Origin of the sequence: Nocardiopsis sp. NPDC057823, assembly GCF_042797335.1 — a bacterium.
GTDB lineage: Bacteria > Actinomycetota > Actinomycetes > Streptosporangiales > Streptosporangiaceae > Nocardiopsis > Nocardiopsis changdeensis.
Window position 1 is genome coordinate 1 of the sequence record NZ_JBHVLR010000022.1, and the last position, 14,614, is coordinate 14,614.

The following is a 14,614-nucleotide window of genomic DNA, read 5'->3' on the forward strand; positions in this document are numbered from 1 at the left end:
CTTCTCGGTGGTCGCCGCACTGGCCGCCGTGGACCGCGCCGAGTTCCGGCTGGTGCGGGACACGGTGGAGGTCAGCGACTCGGTGCTGTCCAAGCAGGTCACCGTGCTGGAGAACGCCGGTTACGTGAAGGTGCAGAAGTTCACCGTGGGGCGGCGCACCCGGACCTCCCTGTCGCTGACCAAGGAGGGCCGGACCGCCTTCGAGCGGCACGTGGCAGCGCTGCGCGAGATCGCCGCAGGTACAGCTCTGGAACCGGCACCGTCGAGCGGCCCCGGGGACTGACCCCGCCGCGGGGTCCGGGCCGCCCCGACCGGGACCGGCCACCGGCGGCGGTAGCCCGACACCGGCCAGCCCGCGGCCCGGTGCTCGCCACCTGCGACCGAGGCGGACACGCCGCCGTGATCGTCCGCGGGCTCCGGGGCGAACCGCTCCGGGCCCGGGAGCTGTGGGCGCCCCTGGTCCTGATCGGGCTCGGCGTCCGAACGCTGCTGGGCCGGGGCACCGCCTCGGGCGCGAACCTGGCGTGGACCACCGCGGCCTCGGCGCTGGGGCTGGTGCTGGGCGCGGTGCGCGGCCGCGCCATCGTGGCCTTCGAGCGCGACGGCCACCTGTGGCAGCGCTACACGGGACGCACCTTCCTGTACGTCGTGAGCACGTTCCTCGCCATGGCCGCCTACGACCCCGCCGCGGCGGTACCGGGCACGGCCCCGGACGCCCGCCCCGTGCGGTCGGCCCTGGGAGTCGGCTTCCTCGGCGAGGCGCCGGCCGGGGGCCACCGCGTCCTGGCCTCGGGCACCCCCTTCGCCGCCGAGCGCCGCTGAGCCGCTCCCGGCCTCCCCGCCGGGCGTCCGGGACGGTCGGTCCCGGGCGCCCGGCGGGAAAAGGAGACCGGCCCGCGCACGTGCGTGCGGGCCAGTCGAGACGACGCCGGGCAGGGACTCCCGGTGGGTGGCCCTTCGGCGCGCCGTCCGCCCTCGTGAAAGGTACGCGCCGAAGGGCCGGTTCAGGCGGCCCGGCCGGGGGCCGCGGCGGTCGGGGTGTTCTCCGGCCCCTCCCCGGGGCCGGCGGGCGCGACGGGACCGGGGGCCACGTCCCGTTCGGGCTCCACGGTCGGGCCGGGCTCCTCCCCCGGCACGGCCCGGCGCCGCTCGCGCACGCGCTCGGGAACCGCCGGGCGGCCGCTCCGCTCGCCCCGGGTGGCCCCGATGCCCGCCACGACCACCAGCGCCATGCCGACGATCTGCAACGGGGCGGGCGCCTGGCCGATGACCACCAGGCCCATCACCAGCGCCACCCCGGGCTCCATGCTGGAGAAGGTGCTGTACGCCGTGCGGGTCATCCGCTGGAGGGCGACCATCTCCAGCAGGAACGGCACCATCGGGAACAGCAGCGCGATGAGCAGCGTGAACAGGATCAGCCCCGGGTCGGGTTCGGCGAACGCCCCCGGCGCGCCGAACGGCGCGGTCACCAGGGAGCCGACGGCCATGGTCAGGGCCAGCCCGTGGACGGCGCCGAACCCGGCGCCCACCTTCTGGGTGAGGACGATGTAGAACACCACGCACACCGCGCCCGCCAGGGCGAAGCCCACGCCGAGCAGGTCGAGCTCGCCCTCCCAGGGCCGGGTCAGGCAGAGCACGCCCGCGACGGCGGCGGCGATCCACACGAGCTCGCGGCGGCGCCGCATGGCGGCCACGGCGACGACCAGCGTTCCCAGGAACTCGATGGCGGTGGCCGTGCCGAGCTCGATCCGCGCCGTCGCCTCGGAGTAGAACATCATCATCCCCGCGCTGGCTGTGCCGAGGATCACCACCGAGGCCCGCTGGCGCCACGTCGCCTCGCGCACGGCCCGCCACAGGGAGCGACCGCCCAGGGCCGTCAAGAGGAGCGCGGCCCACGTCAGCCGCAGCCACGTGATGGTGGCCGGGCTCGCCTGGGCGAACGCGGTGACGGCCAGGGCGCTGCCGGTGTGCAGCGTGAACATGCCGATGAGCAGCATGACCGGCGCCGGTACCTGAAGGCGGGCACGGCGCAGCGAGGGAAGGAAGGAGCGGATCACCCGACCAATGTGAAGCATGTCGTCTGTTTCTGTCCACGAACCATTGGTTGACGGACCATGTAGTTTCAGTGGATGGATTTCACCCGTTTGCGCCTGCTCGTCGAGTTGGAGCGGTTGGGCACGATGGTCGCCGTCTCCGAGGTCACCGGCATGAGCACCTCCGCGGTCTCCAAACACCTCGCGGTCCTGGAGCGGGAGGCCGGCGTCCCCCTGCTGGCGGCGGACGGGCGGCGGGTGCGGCTCACCCCGGCGGGGCGGCGGCTGGCCGAGCACGCCGTGGACATCCTGGCCCGGGTGGAGGCGGCCCGGGCGGAGTTCGACGGCGACGGGGAGCCGATCGGCCGGGTCGACCTGGTCATGTACACCAGCGCGGCCCCCGTGGTGCTGCCCGCGCTGCGGAGGCTGCGCCACGACCACCCGGGCATCGACATCCACCTGACCGAGTACGAGTCGGAGCAGGCGCTCACCCTGCTGCAGAACGGGGGCGCGGATCTGGGCGTGGTGTACCAGTACAGTCTGCTCCCCCGGGATTTCCCGGGGACGCTGACGGTGCAGCCGATCGGCACCGAGGGCCTGCTGCTGTCCCAGCCCTCGGCCGGGGCGGACAGCCGCACCCTCACCCGGCGGCGGCTGCGCGACCTGGCCGACGCGGCCTGGATCGCCAGCCCCTACCGGGGGGACGAGGAGGCCCTGGTGCAGCGCATGTGCGCCGACGCGGGGTTCACGCCCCGGATCACGCACCGCATCGACAACCTCGAACTGTTCGAGGAGCTGGTCGCCGCCGGGGTGGGCGTGGGGGTCGTCCCGCGGCTGTCGGCGGCCACCCGGCGCGGGGTCGCCCACGCCCCGCTCGGCGAACTGGGCGGGGTGCGCCAGGTGTACCTGGCCGGGCGCACGGGCGGCTGGGCCTGGCGGCCGATCCGGGTGCTGGCGCGCTACCTGCACCAGGCCGCCGAGGACGTGCTCGACGACGTGCCGCCGCTGCCCGAGGCGCCCGACGCCCCGGCCTGAGCCGGGGATCCTCGTCCGGCTCCGGACCCGCGGTCAGCCCGCGATGGCGAAGGGCCCGACCGAAGGCACCGGCACCTTGCTGGCTGCCTCGCGCACCGCCGTGAGCAGCGGCTCGGGGGTGGACCCGGCCCGCGACAGCGCGATGATGTGGCGCCGGGCGGTGTCGCGCACCCCGCGCACGACGATCTGCGGCGTGTTGATGCCCGTCCAGGCCAGGCGCGGCATCAGGGCGATGCCCAGCCCCGCCTGGACCAGCGCGAACACGGCGCTGAAGTCGTCCACGGTGTGGACCACCCGCGGCTGGAACCCGGCCTGGCTGGTGGCGGCGGTGACGCACTCGTGCCAGGCGGTGCCGGGCGCGGACATGATCCAGTCCTCCGCGGCCAGGTCCTCGGACAGGTGGAGGCCGTTGCGGGTGGCCAGCGGGTGCTGGTAGGGCAGGATCGCGTCGAACAGCTCGACCATCACCGAGTCGGTGCGGAAGTCGGGGTCCCCGGCGGCCGGCAGGTGGCCGGTGGACATGGTGAGCACCACGTCCAGGCGCCCGGAGCGCACCATCTCGGCGCTCTGCTCGGGCTCGGCCTGGACCACCTCGAAGGACCACCCGGGGTGGCTGACCCGCAGCCGTGCCAGGGCGGGGGCGATGAGGTCGCTGATCCCGGTGGAGAAGGAGCCCACGCGGACGACGCCGCGGTCCCCTTCGGCGTAGGCGGCCAGGTCGGCTCCGGCGCGCTCCATCTCCGCGAAGATCGCGGGGGCGCGTTCGAGCAGGACCCGGGCGGCGCCGGTGAGGATGAAGCGGCGGCCCTGGCGTTCGACGAGGGGGACCCCGGGCTCCTTGGCCAGGGCTGCGAGCTGCTGGGAGACCGCCGACGGTGTGACACTGAGCGCCTCGGCCGTCGCCGCCACCGTGTGGTGGTGCGCCAGGGCGTGGAGGAGCTGCAATCGCCGAACGTCGATCATGGCTCCCAATGTAGGCGAGCACACTCAGGTTTCCGGGTGATTTCCGACATTTCACTCACCCAACGACAGTGATTCGCTGCACAACGTCCAACCCCACTCTCCGGGCATCCTGAGAAGAAAAACCGAACTTCTTTCCATCGAGTGATGTCGTCCAGCTCTTTCCCCGTGTCATGAACGTTCCAGTAGATACCGGCACGTACAGTCAGGGGCACAGCTCAACCAAGAGCGCGCACCCCGTGCGTGCCAGGGATCAGCACCCAATGCTGGTGGAACGGGTGAGAAGAACATGCAAAATTCGCTGATGACCAAACCTCAACCGACCGACATCGGCGTGCTCGGCTTCCGTTACCTGGGCGCTCACGAGGTAGAGGAACTCGCGGACCTGTGGGGCGCCCTCCACCAGCAGCACGCCCGGAACACCCCGCACCTGTCCGACATCATCAGCACCACGAGCATGGACGAGTCCTGGCGCCGGCGCCGCACCCAGTACCTGGAGTGGATGGCCGACCCCGAGACGCTGGCGATCCTCGCCGAGCACGGCGACGACCCGGCCGGGTACGCGATGGTGACGCTGCGCCCCGGGCCGCAGGGCACCTGGGACCGCGGCGAGCGCGTGGCGGTCGTGCAGACCTTCGCCATCGACCCGGAGTACGCGGGCACCCGCGTCGGCTCCAAGCTGCTGGAGGAGATCCGCCACCAGCTGGCCGCCATGGGCATCCGCGACATCGAGTTCTCCGCCCTGGCCACCGCCTCGGAGGACATCAGCTTCCTGGAGACGGAGGGCTTCCGCCCCTTCGTGACCACGATGGTCTGCCGCGTCGACGGCTTCGGCGCCCACGACTGACCGCGCTCCTCCGCCGTGCGGACGCCCCCGTGCCCCCGGGCACGGGGGCGTCGCCGTGTCCGCCCCTCCCCGGAGGTCTAACGGCGGGTGACGTTATGGCAACAGAAATGGGTTGCCCCGCGCGCAGGGTTATCTCACCGTCGCGCCACTGTCCCCCTCCGTCACCGGCCGTCTAGCGTTCTTCGCGTCGCCCGGGACCGACAGGGGACCGGAGCACACCGTGGAAGGAGACCCCCCGTGAAGAAGGCCGCCTACCGCATCGCCGCCAAGCTGCGCCTCATCGACGCCGCGCGCCTGACCCGCCCCTACATCTACTACTAGGCGTCCACCGCCAGGCCGCACAGGCCCCGGATCGTCACACCCGGCCCGTACCGCCCCCGGGCGGTGCGGGCCCCGCCCGGAAAAGGACGCGATGGCGGCCCCCACCCCCCTCTCCTCCGCTCCCCCGGGTCCCCGGGGCGGGCGCTCCTCCTCCAACGCCGCCGACTACGCGGTGGACCCCCTGGGCTTCCTGACCTCGGCCGCCCGCGAGTTCGGCGACGTCGTCTCCCTCACCCCCGCCAACGTGCTGCTCGCCCATCCCGACGACATCGGCCGGGTCCTGCTGGACCGCGAGGGCCTGGTCGCCAAGATCGGCGCGGCCACCCGGCGCGGCCCCATGGGCTTCCCCCTCGCCATGATGAACAGCGAGGGGGCCGACTGGGAGCGCAAGCGGGCCCGGCTGCGCCCGGCCCTGCGCAGCGACCGGCTGGACGGCCTGGAGCGCGCCGCCCGCGAGGGCGTCGCACGCCTCGTGGACACCTGGCACGACGGCCTGGAGATCGACGTCCACGACGAGATGTCCCGGCTGGCGATGGGCGTGGGGGCCGTGCACCTCGCCGGGCGCCCCCTGGGCGCGCGCGGCGAGACCCTGATCCGGGCCGTGGCCGCGATCATGCGCCTGACCTCGGCCCCGCGCCTGCCGATGTGGCTGCCCACCAGGACCAACCGCGACCTGCGCCGGTCCCTGCGCGACTTCGACACCACCCTCGCCGCCCTGATCGCCGAGCACCCCGCCGGCGAGGACGACAACGCCCTGGGCCGGCTGCTGGCCGACGGCCCGCCCTTCGCCGAGGTCCGCGACGAGCTGGCCACGCTGCTGATGTCGGGGTACGAGACCACCGCCAACGCGCTGACCTGGCTCCTCCACGCCCTGGGCGGCCGGCCGGAGGCGGCGGAGCGGATGGCCGAGCCGGGTTTCGCGGCGGCCGCCGCCAAGGAGGCGATGCGCCTGTACCCGCCGGCCTGGGTGATCAGCCGGGAGACCGTGCGCCCCCTGGAGGCGGGCGGGTACACGCTCCCCGCCGGCACCACCCTGGGGCTGAGCCAGTGGGTCGTGCACCGGGACGGGCGGTGGTTCCCCGACCCGGAGGAGTTCCTCCCCGAACGCTGGCTGGACGGCGGGCGGCCCGGGCACCGGCACGCCTACTTCCCCTTCGGCGCGGGCCCGCGCGGCTGCGCGGGCGCGTCCATGGCCCTGCGCGAGGTGGAGGTCATCGCGACCGCGCTGTGCTCCCGGGTCCGGCTGGAGCCGGTGCGCCCCGAGCGGGTGCGGCCCCGGCCGGCGCTGGCGCTGCAACCGGTCGGGGTGCGGGCGCTGGTCCGGCCCCACTGAAGCCGGTCAGGGGCGCACGGCGCCGACCAGCAGGAAGGGGACCGCGACGAAGAGCCGGTCCTCCCCGGCCCGGGACCGCTGCTCCCGCGTCCACGCCCGGGCCCGCTCCCCGTCGATCGCCCCGGAACGGGCCGCGGTGTCGGCGAACCCGGCGAGCATCCCCACCACGTCCGCGTCGGTGAACACCACGACCCGGCCCTCGACCGAGATGTCGGTGAACCCGGCCTCCGCCAGCAGCGCCCGCTGTCGGCGCGGGGCGCGGGGGTCGGGCATGGTGTCGGCGTAGGCGGCGACGATCCGCCGGGTGGTGCCGGGGTCGTCGGAGTCGACCATGTAGGCGTCCCAGTCCTGGCCGAGCAGGACGAGGCGGCCGCCCGGGGCCAGTACCCGGTGTGCCTCGGCCAGGGCGCGGGCGGGGTCGTCGAGGGAGTGGTAGACCTTCTCGGCGCGGTAGCCGTGCACGGACCCGTCGTCCAGGGGCAGCCGGTAGGCGTCGCCGTGGCGGAAGTCCGTTCCGGGGTGGGCCGCGCGGGCGGCGTCGAGCATGGCGGGGTCCAGGTCCACTCCGACGGCCCGCACACCCGCGGCGGCGAGTTCGGCGGTGGCCCGGCCGCCGCCGCAGCCGACGTCCACCACGGTGTCGCCGGGCCGGGCCCGCAGGCGGTCGCGGACCCGGTCGCGCAGGGCGCGCGCCTCGGGCAGATGGGAGAAACGGTCCAGGCGCACGAGGAGGCTTCGCGCATCGGCGCCGTCACGCTGGGAGGTCGGCATGGGGGCATTGTCCGTCGGCCCGCCGCCCCGGACAAGGGCGGGAGCGGCCCGGGACCGCGGCGCGGGCGCGACACACCCCGGCGCGGGCGGGGCCGGAAACGCTACGCTCGCCTGCGTGGCGACCTCCGACTCCAATACCTGCAACTTCCCCGGCTGCGACCGCCCGGTGCCCCGGGCCTCCTCCCCCGGGCGGCCTCCCCAGTACTGCGACCTGCCCGAGCACACCCGGTGGCGGGCCTGGAAGGAGCGTCAGCGCCAGGCCCAGGAGTCCGAGCGGCAGGAGGCCGAGGCGCGCGCCTCCCGGGAGCCGGCCGGCCCGGCCGCCCCGGGGTTCGCCTCGACCGAGCCGGTGACGGCGGCCCGGCTGCGCGCCGACGACCTGCTGACCCGGTTCGCCGTGCAGAGCGAGCAGCTCACCGAGACGCTGCGGGCCGCCACCGAGGCGTTCACGACGATGACCGACCCGGCCGCGGCCGAGGCCCAGGTGGAGGCGGCCCGGCTGGCGGGGGCCCGGCACGCCGCCGAGGCCGACGCGGCCCGGCTGGAGGCGGAGAACCGCCGCCGCGAGGCGGAGTCGGCCCGCCGTGCGGCGGAGGAGGCGGCGGCCTCGGCGATCGCCGCCACCGCCGAGGCGGAGCGGATGGCCGAGGAGGCGCTGGCCCGCCGGGACGAGGCTCGAAGCGCGCGGGAGGAGGCCGAGCGGGAGGCGCGGACCGCCCTGATGGAGCGCGACGCCGCCGTCGCGGAGGCCAACGCGGGCCTGGCCGACGCCGAACGCCGCCTGTCCGAGCAGCGCGAGGAGGCCGGGCGCGAGCGCGCCGACGCCGCCCGGCGGCTGCAGCACGCGCACGCCGAGGCCGAGGGGCTGCGGGCGGAGACCGCCGAGCACTCCCGCAAGCGCGAGGAGGCGCTGGCCGCCGCCCGCGGCGAGCGCGAACGGGCCGAGCGCGCCGAAGAGAGCGCCCGCCGGGCGGAGGAGGCGCTGGCCGCCGAGCGCGAGCGCTCCCAGGCGGAGCTCGGCCGGATCGAGCGGGCGCTGGAGGCCGAGCGCGCGGCGGCGGTGGCCGAGCGGGAGCGGCTCACCGCCGAGCTGGAGCGCTCGGTGGCCGAGCGGGACCGCCTGACCGGGGAGCTGGCGGCGCAGCGGCGCGCGGCCGAGCTGACCCTGGCCGAGTCCCGCGAGGCCGCGGCCGCCCGCCTGGCCCTGGCGGAGGAGGCCCGGGACCGCGCCCTGGAGCGGGCGCAGCGCGCCGAGGCCGAACGCGACGAGGCCCTGGCCCGCCCCGCGGAGTCCGCCCCCTCCCAGGGGTGACCGGACACCGGCGCATCGCCGGGACGCCGCGGGTGGCGCCCGCGCGCGGGATCGGTCCCGTGCCGCCGCTCCCGCCGGCCGCGTGCACGCGCGCAGGGCCGGGGCGGGCGCTCCCGCCGGTCCGCGTGCACGCGCGCGAGGCCGGGGGCACGATGATGCGCATCAGGGCGCTCCCGACCGGTCCGCGTGCACGCGCGCAGGGCCGGGGCGGGCGCTTCCGCCGGGCCGCGAGCCCGCCGGGCGGCCCGGCGGCGGTCCACCGGGGCGGTGGGGCCGTGCCGGGGTGTCCGAAGACACCCCGCACCGTGCGGGCGGCCACCCCCACGGCATCGGGGCAGATCAGCGGACCGGCCGACCGGCCCGATGGCGCCCGGGACACCCGGCCGCGGCCGGAGGGTGGCCCACGACACCGGCGCGGGGCCGAACCCGGACGCGGGGGCGGCGCGTCCCCTGGGACATGAGTACCGATTCGTCCCGGTCTAGGATGGGGCACGTGCGAGATCTGGGAACCACGGGCGATACCGGACCCCTCGACGTGGGCGACACCTCGCACCCGGGCCCCCGGCGCGTCGCCGTCGGCGAGCGCCCCCGGCCGCGGGTGGACCTGCGCGCCGTCTTCGGGCTGGAATCGGGTACCTGGGCCTGGACCACCGCGGCGCAGGCCGCGATCGCCATGACCGTCTCCTTCGCGCTGGCCGCGTGGCTGTTCGGTCCGCAGGTCGCCACCCTGGCGGCGATGGGCTCCATGACGGTCCTGTACGAGAAGAAGACCCCCTACGCCTACCGGGCGGCCGCGCTCGCCCTGGTCGGGGTGGGGTTCGTGATCAGCGTGTCCCTGGGCTCGCTGGCCTCGGCCCTGTCCCCGTGGGCGGCGGTGTTCTCCATCGGGCTGACCGCCGGCCTGGCCACCTGGGTCTGCGCGGCCTGGCGGGTGGACAAGCCAGGACCCATGTTCTTCGTGCTGGTCGGCGCGATCTCCACCATCGTCCCCGGCGGCCTGGCCGACGTCCCCCTGCACGCGGCCATCGCCGCGTCCGGCGCGGCGGTGGGCTGGGCGGTGTCCATGTCGGGCGTCTTCGTGCGCGCCCGCCAGCCCGAGCGGCAGGCGGTCGCCGGGGCGTACCGCAAGCTCGCGGTGCTGCTGCGGGCGGTGGGCACCCCCGAGCTCGACCACGCCCAGCACGACGCCTCGGTCGCGGTCGCCGACGCCTGGCGGCTGGTGCTGCTGGCGCAGACCCGCGGCTACCGCACCAGCGACGAGGCGGCCCGGCTGCGCTCCCTGCTGCGCTGGGTCTCCGACATCCACCTGGCCACCACGCAGGTGTGCATGGCCCGGCCCACGCCGCTGCCGCCCGAGGCCGCCGCGTTCGCCGAGCGGATGGCGGCCGCGGTCGCCGCCCCGGAGAAGGCGCCCGACCCGGCCGACCTGGACGGGCTGCGCCGGGGCATGCGCCCGCGCTCCCTGGAGGCCCGCCTGTACGGGCTGATGGCCCGGGCCGCCACCGCCGCGCGCCGCGACGCGGGCGGGCTCGACGACGACGAGCGCGCCCGGAACCTGCACGACGAGCGCTACCCGGCGCTGTGGGGCGCGCTGCGCTCCAGCCTCAGCCAGGATTCGCTGATCCGGCCCACCGCCCTGCGCATGTGGATCACGGTGACGGCGGCGGGCGCGCTGGCCCTGGCCTCGGGCCTGGAGAACTCCTACTGGGTGGGCATCACCACCACGGCCGTGCTGCAGGGCGGCAACGTGGTGCTGACCCTCAACCGGTCGGTCCAGCGGTCGCTGGGCACCCTGGTCGGCGTGGTCATCGGGGCGCTGCTGATCGCCGCGAACCCGCCTCTGGCCGGGGTCATCGTGCTGGCGGGGCTGTTCCAGGGCGCCGCCCAGCTGGTGATCGGCCGCAACTTCTTCTACGGCTCGGTGCTGCTCACCCCGATGGCGCTGCTGCTGTCGTACACGGCGGCGCCGCACCCCATCACCGAACTGGCCGAGACCCGCATCATCGACACCGTGGTGGGGTCGCTGGTGGGCCTGGCCGGGGCGATGCTGCTGTGGCGGGGCGCGTCGGCGACACGGCTGCCGCAGTCGATCGTCGGTGTGCTGGAGGAGGCCAGGCGCGCCATGGCGGCGGTGCTGGACCAGGACACCGTGATCGACGGACGGCTCCGCTACGAGCTGCGGCGGGACATGCGGGCGGCGCTGGTGAGCCTGCGCGGGGTCTACGAGAGCGCCATCGGCGACGTGCCGCGCGCCGCCTCCACACAGCCGCTGTGGCCGGTGGTGGTGGCCACCCAGCGCACCGGGTACCTGGCGCTGTCGGCGCTGGCCCTGGAGAACCCGGAGCCGGTGGGGACGATCACCCTGCAGCGGGTGGACCTGGCGTTCCGCGAGCTGATCTCGGCGATGGAGGAGCGGCGCACCCCGCGGTTGGGCGCGCTGCCCCGGCTGCCCGCCCATCCGCGGATCAACATGGAGCTGCGCGCCCTGTCGACGGCCATGGCGGGCGCGGTCGCCCAGGACGAGCGGGCGGCGCGGCTGGAGGCCGAGAAGCGGGCCGAGCTGGAGCGGCGCCGGGCCCAGGGGGACCTCGACGCCGACCTGTGAGGCGGGGCGGCCGCCGGGCCCGGGGCGGCCGTCCCCCGGCTCAGTCGACCAGGGCGAACGCGCGGACGGGGAAGGCCGCCAGTCCGCGCACCTTGGCGGGGACCGCGAAGAACCGGAAGCCCTCGGCGGGCAGCTCGCCGAGCAGGCACAGGTGGGAGACGACGGGGATGCCCGCGGCCAGCAGGACCGCCCGTACCGGGCGGGCCCCCTCCGCGGCCGGGGAGGTGTCGTCCACGCCCACGGAGTCGATGCCGACCAGGACCGCCCCGGCCTCGACCAGGGTCTTGGCCGCGGCCTCGGTCAGGTGGGGGTGGTCGTGGTCGCCGTAGGACTCGGTGCGCCAGTGGCGGTCCCAGCCGGTGCGGACGAGCACGGCCCGGCCGCGCAGGTCCAGGCCGGCGAACGCCTCCGGGCCGATCTGGCGGGCGCCGGCCGCGTCGACGACCACGCCGGGCAGGTCGGCCACCCGGTCCAGGTCGAGGTCGGCCAGGTCCGCTCCGTCGCGGTAGCGGTGGGCGGGCATCTCCACGTAGGTGCCGGTGGCACCGGCCATCGTGACCCCGCCCCCGTCGCCGTGGGCGGCCGAGCCCTCGGTGATGTGCGGTTCCGGGAGACCGGGGCGGGTGGTCATCCCGTCGGTGATCTGGTGGCTGACGTCGACCGGTTTGGACATGGCTGTTTCCTCGCTTCACGAGCGTGTCCGGTGCGCGACCCCCGGGCTGCACCAGAGGTCTAGACCATGAGCCTAGCGTGTGTGACCCACGCCACCATCTTGCTGTTCCGGGCGCCCGCCGGGAACCCCCCGGAGGCGTTCGCCCCGCCTCGGCCCGGCGGTCCGCTCCGCGGGCCCGGTAAGGTCGGTGAACGCGGCGGCGCCGTGGAGATCCCCGCCACCGCGAACCCGCATCACGCACGGAGAAGGGTCCACTTCATGGTGTCACTGTACGGAGCGGCCAAGGCCGTCGTCGCGCCCGCGACCCGCATGATGTGGCCCGTGAAGGCCGAGGGCGCCCACCACGTCCCCCGCACGGGCGGGCTGATCCTGGCCGCCAACCACCTGGCGCTCATCGACCCGCTGTTCATCGGCGTCGCCTGCCCGCGGCCGGTGCGGTTCATCGCCAAGCAGGAGCTGTTCGACGAGGGCACGCTGCCGCGCCGGACGTTCGCGCGCGTGCTGCGCGGCCTCGGCCAGCTGTCGGTGGACCGCCGTCCGGGACAGAGCGCCCAGGAGGCCATGGACAACAGCCTGGAGGTGCTGGAGCGCGGCGAGGTCTTCGGCATCTTCCCCGAGGGCACCCGCTCGCCGGACGGCCGCCTGTACAAGGGGCAGACCGGGCTGGCCTGGCTGGCGCTGACGACCGGCGTCCCGGTGGTCCCGGTGGCGCTGGCCGGGACCGAGCGGATCCTGCCGCAGGGGCGGAAGGTGCCCTCGTTCAACCGGGTGGGCGTGCGCTTCGGGGAGCCCGTGGACCTGTCCCCGTGGAAGGGCCGGGCGGACCGGGCCAAGCCCCGCAGAGAGGCCACCGACGCCATCATGGAGGCGATCGCCAAGCTGTCCGGGCAGGAGCGGGTCGCGCGCTACGCGGCCTCGGTCAAGGCCGAACTGGGACAGGGCGGCCCGCGCGGGTGACTTTCACCACAGTGGACTCGGGGCTGATTCGTCCTTGACGGAGCGTTGACCCTTGATCGAGGGGTGCGGAACGACGCCTTCGCGCGCGCCGCGACCCCCGCCCCAACTGGGATGCCGGGCTCACCGAGGTGCCGAGGGGCCACCCGGGTCCGGAGCCGCACCCCGGGAACGGGGGCACAATTCCCCACCAGTACAGTGGGAATTACCGGTGCCGACACCGGATAGATTAGGCAAGCCTTACTTTAGATGGCGTCCGACCCCTGGCGCGAAGACTTGGAGCTGTGCGATGACGCGACCCCTGCGAGTGGGAATCGTTGGTGCCGGTCCGGCGGGAATCTACGCCGCCGACCTGCTCACCAAGGACGAGACCCTGTCCGCGTGCGGCACGTCCGTCAGCATCGACATCCTCGACAAGCTGCCCTCCCCCTACGGCCTGGTCCGCTACGGCGTCGCCCCGGACCACCCCCGGATCAAGCAGATCCAGGGAGCCCTGCACAAGATCCTCGACAAGCCCGAGATCACCTTCTACGGCAACGTCGAGTACGGGCGGGACCTCAAGCTCGACGACCTGCGCAGGCACTACGACGCGGTCATCTTCTCCACCGGCAGCGACCGCGACCGCCCCCTGGACATCCCCGGCATCGACCTGCCGGGCAGCCACGGGGCCGCCGACTTCGTCTTCTGGTACGACTCCCACCCCGACGTCTCGCCGTCCTGGCACGTCGAGGGCACCAGCGTCGCCGTGATCGGCGCGGGCAACGTCGCCGTCGACGTGGCCCGCATCCTCGCCAAGAACGCCGACGACCTGCTCGAGACCGACATCACCGACAACGTGTACGAGGGCCTGCGCGCCAAGCAGATCACCGACGTGCACGTCTTCGCCCGCCGCGGCATCGCCCAGTGCAAGGCCACCCCGATGGAGCTGCGCGAGCTCGACAAGCAGCCCGGGGTCGAGGTCATCGTCTACCCCGAGGACTTCGAGATGGACGAGGGCAGCCTCCAGGCGTGCGAGGACTCCAACCAGACCAAGACCAACGTCAAGGTGCTCCAGAACTGGGCGCTGCGCGACCCGCGCGGTGAGGACGTCCGCCTGCACCTGCACTTCCTGCACTCGCCGGTGGCGGTGCTCGGCGAGGACCGGGTCACCGGTTTCCGCACCGAGCGCATGGAGCTCACCGGCGACGGCGGGGTCAAGGGCACCGGCGAGTTCGTGGACCACGAGGTCCAGGCCGTCTACCGGGCCATCGGCTACCTGGGCTCGCCCCTGGCCGACCTGCCCTTCGACGAGGAGAACGGCGTCGTCCCCAACCGCGGGGGCCGGGTCCTGGACCTGGACGACAACCACATCCCGGGGGTCTACGCCACCGGGTGGATCAAGCGCGGACCGGTGGGCCTGATCGGCCACACCAAGGGCGACGCCCTGGAGACCGTCACCAACCTGGTCTCCGACCGCGAGTCGTTCACCCCGGCCGCCGAGCCGGACCCGGTCGCGTTCCGGGCCCTGCTCGAGGAGCGCGGCGTGGAGTACACGACCTGGGAGGGCTGGCAGCGGATCGAGGCCCGGGAAGAGGAGCTGGGGGCCGAGCGCGGCCGCAAGCGCCTCAAGCTGCTCACCCGCGAGGAACAGACCACGGTCGCGCGTCAGGGCTGACCCCGCGCGAACGTCCCGGCCGGCCCCGCGCCCCTCTGCGGGGCCGGCACCCTATTCCCACCCGCAAAGGGTTCCCCACCGTGAGATTGCGCATGCGACTCGCCGGGGGAACATGG

Annotated in this window: 14 protein-coding genes; 10 read left to right on the forward strand and 4 right to left on the reverse strand. The window is 74.8% G+C overall.

The features are described from left to right. Together ACFVNO_RS26840 and ACFVNO_RS26845 are read left to right on the forward strand one after the other, a co-directional pair. Positions 1–283, forward strand: a 283-nt coding sequence (locus tag ACFVNO_RS26840) for a winged helix-turn-helix domain-containing protein (protein WP_378896646.1), incomplete at its 5' end; no start/stop codon positions are given. Between the two features lie 116 nt (positions 284–399). Beyond that, complete coding sequence (locus tag ACFVNO_RS26845) at positions 400–822, forward strand: hypothetical protein (RefSeq protein ID WP_378896649.1); 423 nt, start codon at positions 400–402, stop codon at positions 820–822. A 182-nt stretch (positions 823–1,004) separates the two neighbouring features. Here ACFVNO_RS26845 and ACFVNO_RS26850 read toward each other — a convergent pair whose 3' ends face one another. Continuing rightward, positions 1,005–2,057, reverse strand: coding sequence for an EamA family transporter (locus ACFVNO_RS26850; RefSeq protein ID WP_355269206.1), 1,053 nt, complete (start codon positions 2,055–2,057; stop codon positions 1,005–1,007). A 72-nt stretch (positions 2,058–2,129) separates the two neighbouring features. Here ACFVNO_RS26850 and ACFVNO_RS26855 point away from each other — a divergent pair, with 72 nt between their 5' ends. Further along, entirely contained in the window at positions 2,130–3,068 is a 939-nt protein-coding gene (locus ACFVNO_RS26855; protein ID WP_220560479.1) for a LysR family transcriptional regulator, read from the forward strand. A gap of 33 nt (positions 3,069–3,101) precedes the next feature. On the opposite strand, the gene ACFVNO_RS26860 is transcribed toward ACFVNO_RS26855, so the two are convergent. After that, on the reverse strand, positions 3,102–4,031 hold the full coding sequence (locus ACFVNO_RS26860) for a LysR family transcriptional regulator (protein ID WP_378896653.1): 930 nt from the start codon (positions 4,029–4,031) through the stop codon (positions 3,102–3,104). A gap of 301 nt (positions 4,032–4,332) precedes the next feature. Between ACFVNO_RS26860 and ACFVNO_RS26865 the strand changes: the two genes are divergently transcribed. From ACFVNO_RS26865 to ACFVNO_RS26875, 3 genes are all read left to right on the forward strand, one after another. After that, positions 4,333–4,875, forward strand: coding sequence for a GNAT family N-acetyltransferase (locus ACFVNO_RS26865; RefSeq protein ID WP_378896656.1), 543 nt, complete (start codon positions 4,333–4,335; stop codon positions 4,873–4,875). Between the two features lie 237 nt (positions 4,876–5,112). Beyond that, entirely contained in the window at positions 5,113–5,196 is an 84-nt protein-coding gene (locus ACFVNO_RS26870) for a cittilin family RiPP precursor (RefSeq protein ID WP_378896799.1), read from the forward strand. A 91-nt stretch (positions 5,197–5,287) separates the two neighbouring features. Next, positions 5,288–6,529 (forward strand): cytochrome P450, encoded by a 1,242-nt coding sequence (locus tag ACFVNO_RS26875; protein ID WP_355269173.1) that lies wholly within the window; start codon positions 5,288–5,290, stop codon positions 6,527–6,529. A 6-nt stretch (positions 6,530–6,535) separates the two neighbouring features. On the opposite strand, the gene ACFVNO_RS26880 is transcribed toward ACFVNO_RS26875, so the two are convergent. Continuing rightward, positions 6,536–7,300, reverse strand: coding sequence for a methyltransferase domain-containing protein (locus ACFVNO_RS26880; protein WP_355269171.1), 765 nt, complete (start codon positions 7,298–7,300; stop codon positions 6,536–6,538). Between the two features lie 115 nt (positions 7,301–7,415). On the opposite strand from ACFVNO_RS26880, the gene ACFVNO_RS26885 reads away from it, so the two are divergent. Further along, entirely contained in the window at positions 7,416–8,612 is a 1,197-nt protein-coding gene (locus ACFVNO_RS26885) for a hypothetical protein (RefSeq protein WP_378896661.1), read from the forward strand. Between the two features lie 484 nt (positions 8,613–9,096). After that, positions 9,097–11,217, forward strand: coding sequence for an FUSC family protein (locus ACFVNO_RS26890; protein ID WP_378896664.1), 2,121 nt, complete (start codon positions 9,097–9,099; stop codon positions 11,215–11,217). A gap of 40 nt (positions 11,218–11,257) precedes the next feature. Here the strand turns inward: ACFVNO_RS26890 and ACFVNO_RS26895 are convergent, their stop codons facing one another. Continuing rightward, positions 11,258–11,890, reverse strand: a complete 633-nt coding sequence (locus tag ACFVNO_RS26895) for a cyclase family protein (protein ID WP_220560470.1) — start codon at positions 11,888–11,890, stop codon at positions 11,258–11,260. Positions 11,891–12,151: 261 nt separating this feature from the next. Between ACFVNO_RS26895 and ACFVNO_RS26900 the strand changes: the two genes are divergently transcribed. Continuing rightward, on the forward strand, positions 12,152–12,847 hold the full coding sequence (locus ACFVNO_RS26900; RefSeq protein ID WP_355269204.1) for a lysophospholipid acyltransferase family protein: 696 nt from the start codon (positions 12,152–12,154) through the stop codon (positions 12,845–12,847). Between the two features lie 304 nt (positions 12,848–13,151). Next, on the forward strand, positions 13,152–14,498 hold the full coding sequence (locus tag ACFVNO_RS26905) for an FAD-dependent oxidoreductase (RefSeq protein ID WP_355269202.1): 1,347 nt from the start codon (positions 13,152–13,154) through the stop codon (positions 14,496–14,498). Positions 14,499–14,614: the final 116 nt, after the last annotated feature.

What these genes read in the sequence shown, in the direction of transcription:
- ACFVNO_RS26865 (WP_378896656.1), top strand. Translation starts at nt 4,333, where the DNA reads ATGACCAAACCTCAACCGACCGACATCGGCGTGCTCGGCTTCCGTTAC.
- ACFVNO_RS26880 (WP_355269171.1), bottom strand. Translation starts at nt 7,300, where the DNA reads ATGCCGACCTCCCAGCGTGACGGCGCCGATGCGCGAAGCCTCCTCGTG.
- ACFVNO_RS26875 (WP_355269173.1), top strand. Translation starts at nt 5,288, where the DNA reads ATGGCGGCCCCCACCCCCCTCTCCTCCGCTCCCCCGGGTCCCCGGGGC.
- ACFVNO_RS26860 (WP_378896653.1), bottom strand. Translation starts at nt 4,031, where the DNA reads ATGATCGACGTTCGGCGATTGCAGCTCCTCCACGCCCTGGCGCACCAC.
- ACFVNO_RS26890 (WP_378896664.1), top strand. Translation starts at nt 9,097, where the DNA reads ATGGGGCACGTGCGAGATCTGGGAACCACGGGCGATACCGGACCCCTC.
- ACFVNO_RS26855 (WP_220560479.1), top strand. Translation starts at nt 2,130, where the DNA reads ATGGATTTCACCCGTTTGCGCCTGCTCGTCGAGTTGGAGCGGTTGGGC.
- ACFVNO_RS26895 (WP_220560470.1), bottom strand. Translation starts at nt 11,890, where the DNA reads ATGTCCAAACCGGTCGACGTCAGCCACCAGATCACCGACGGGATGACC.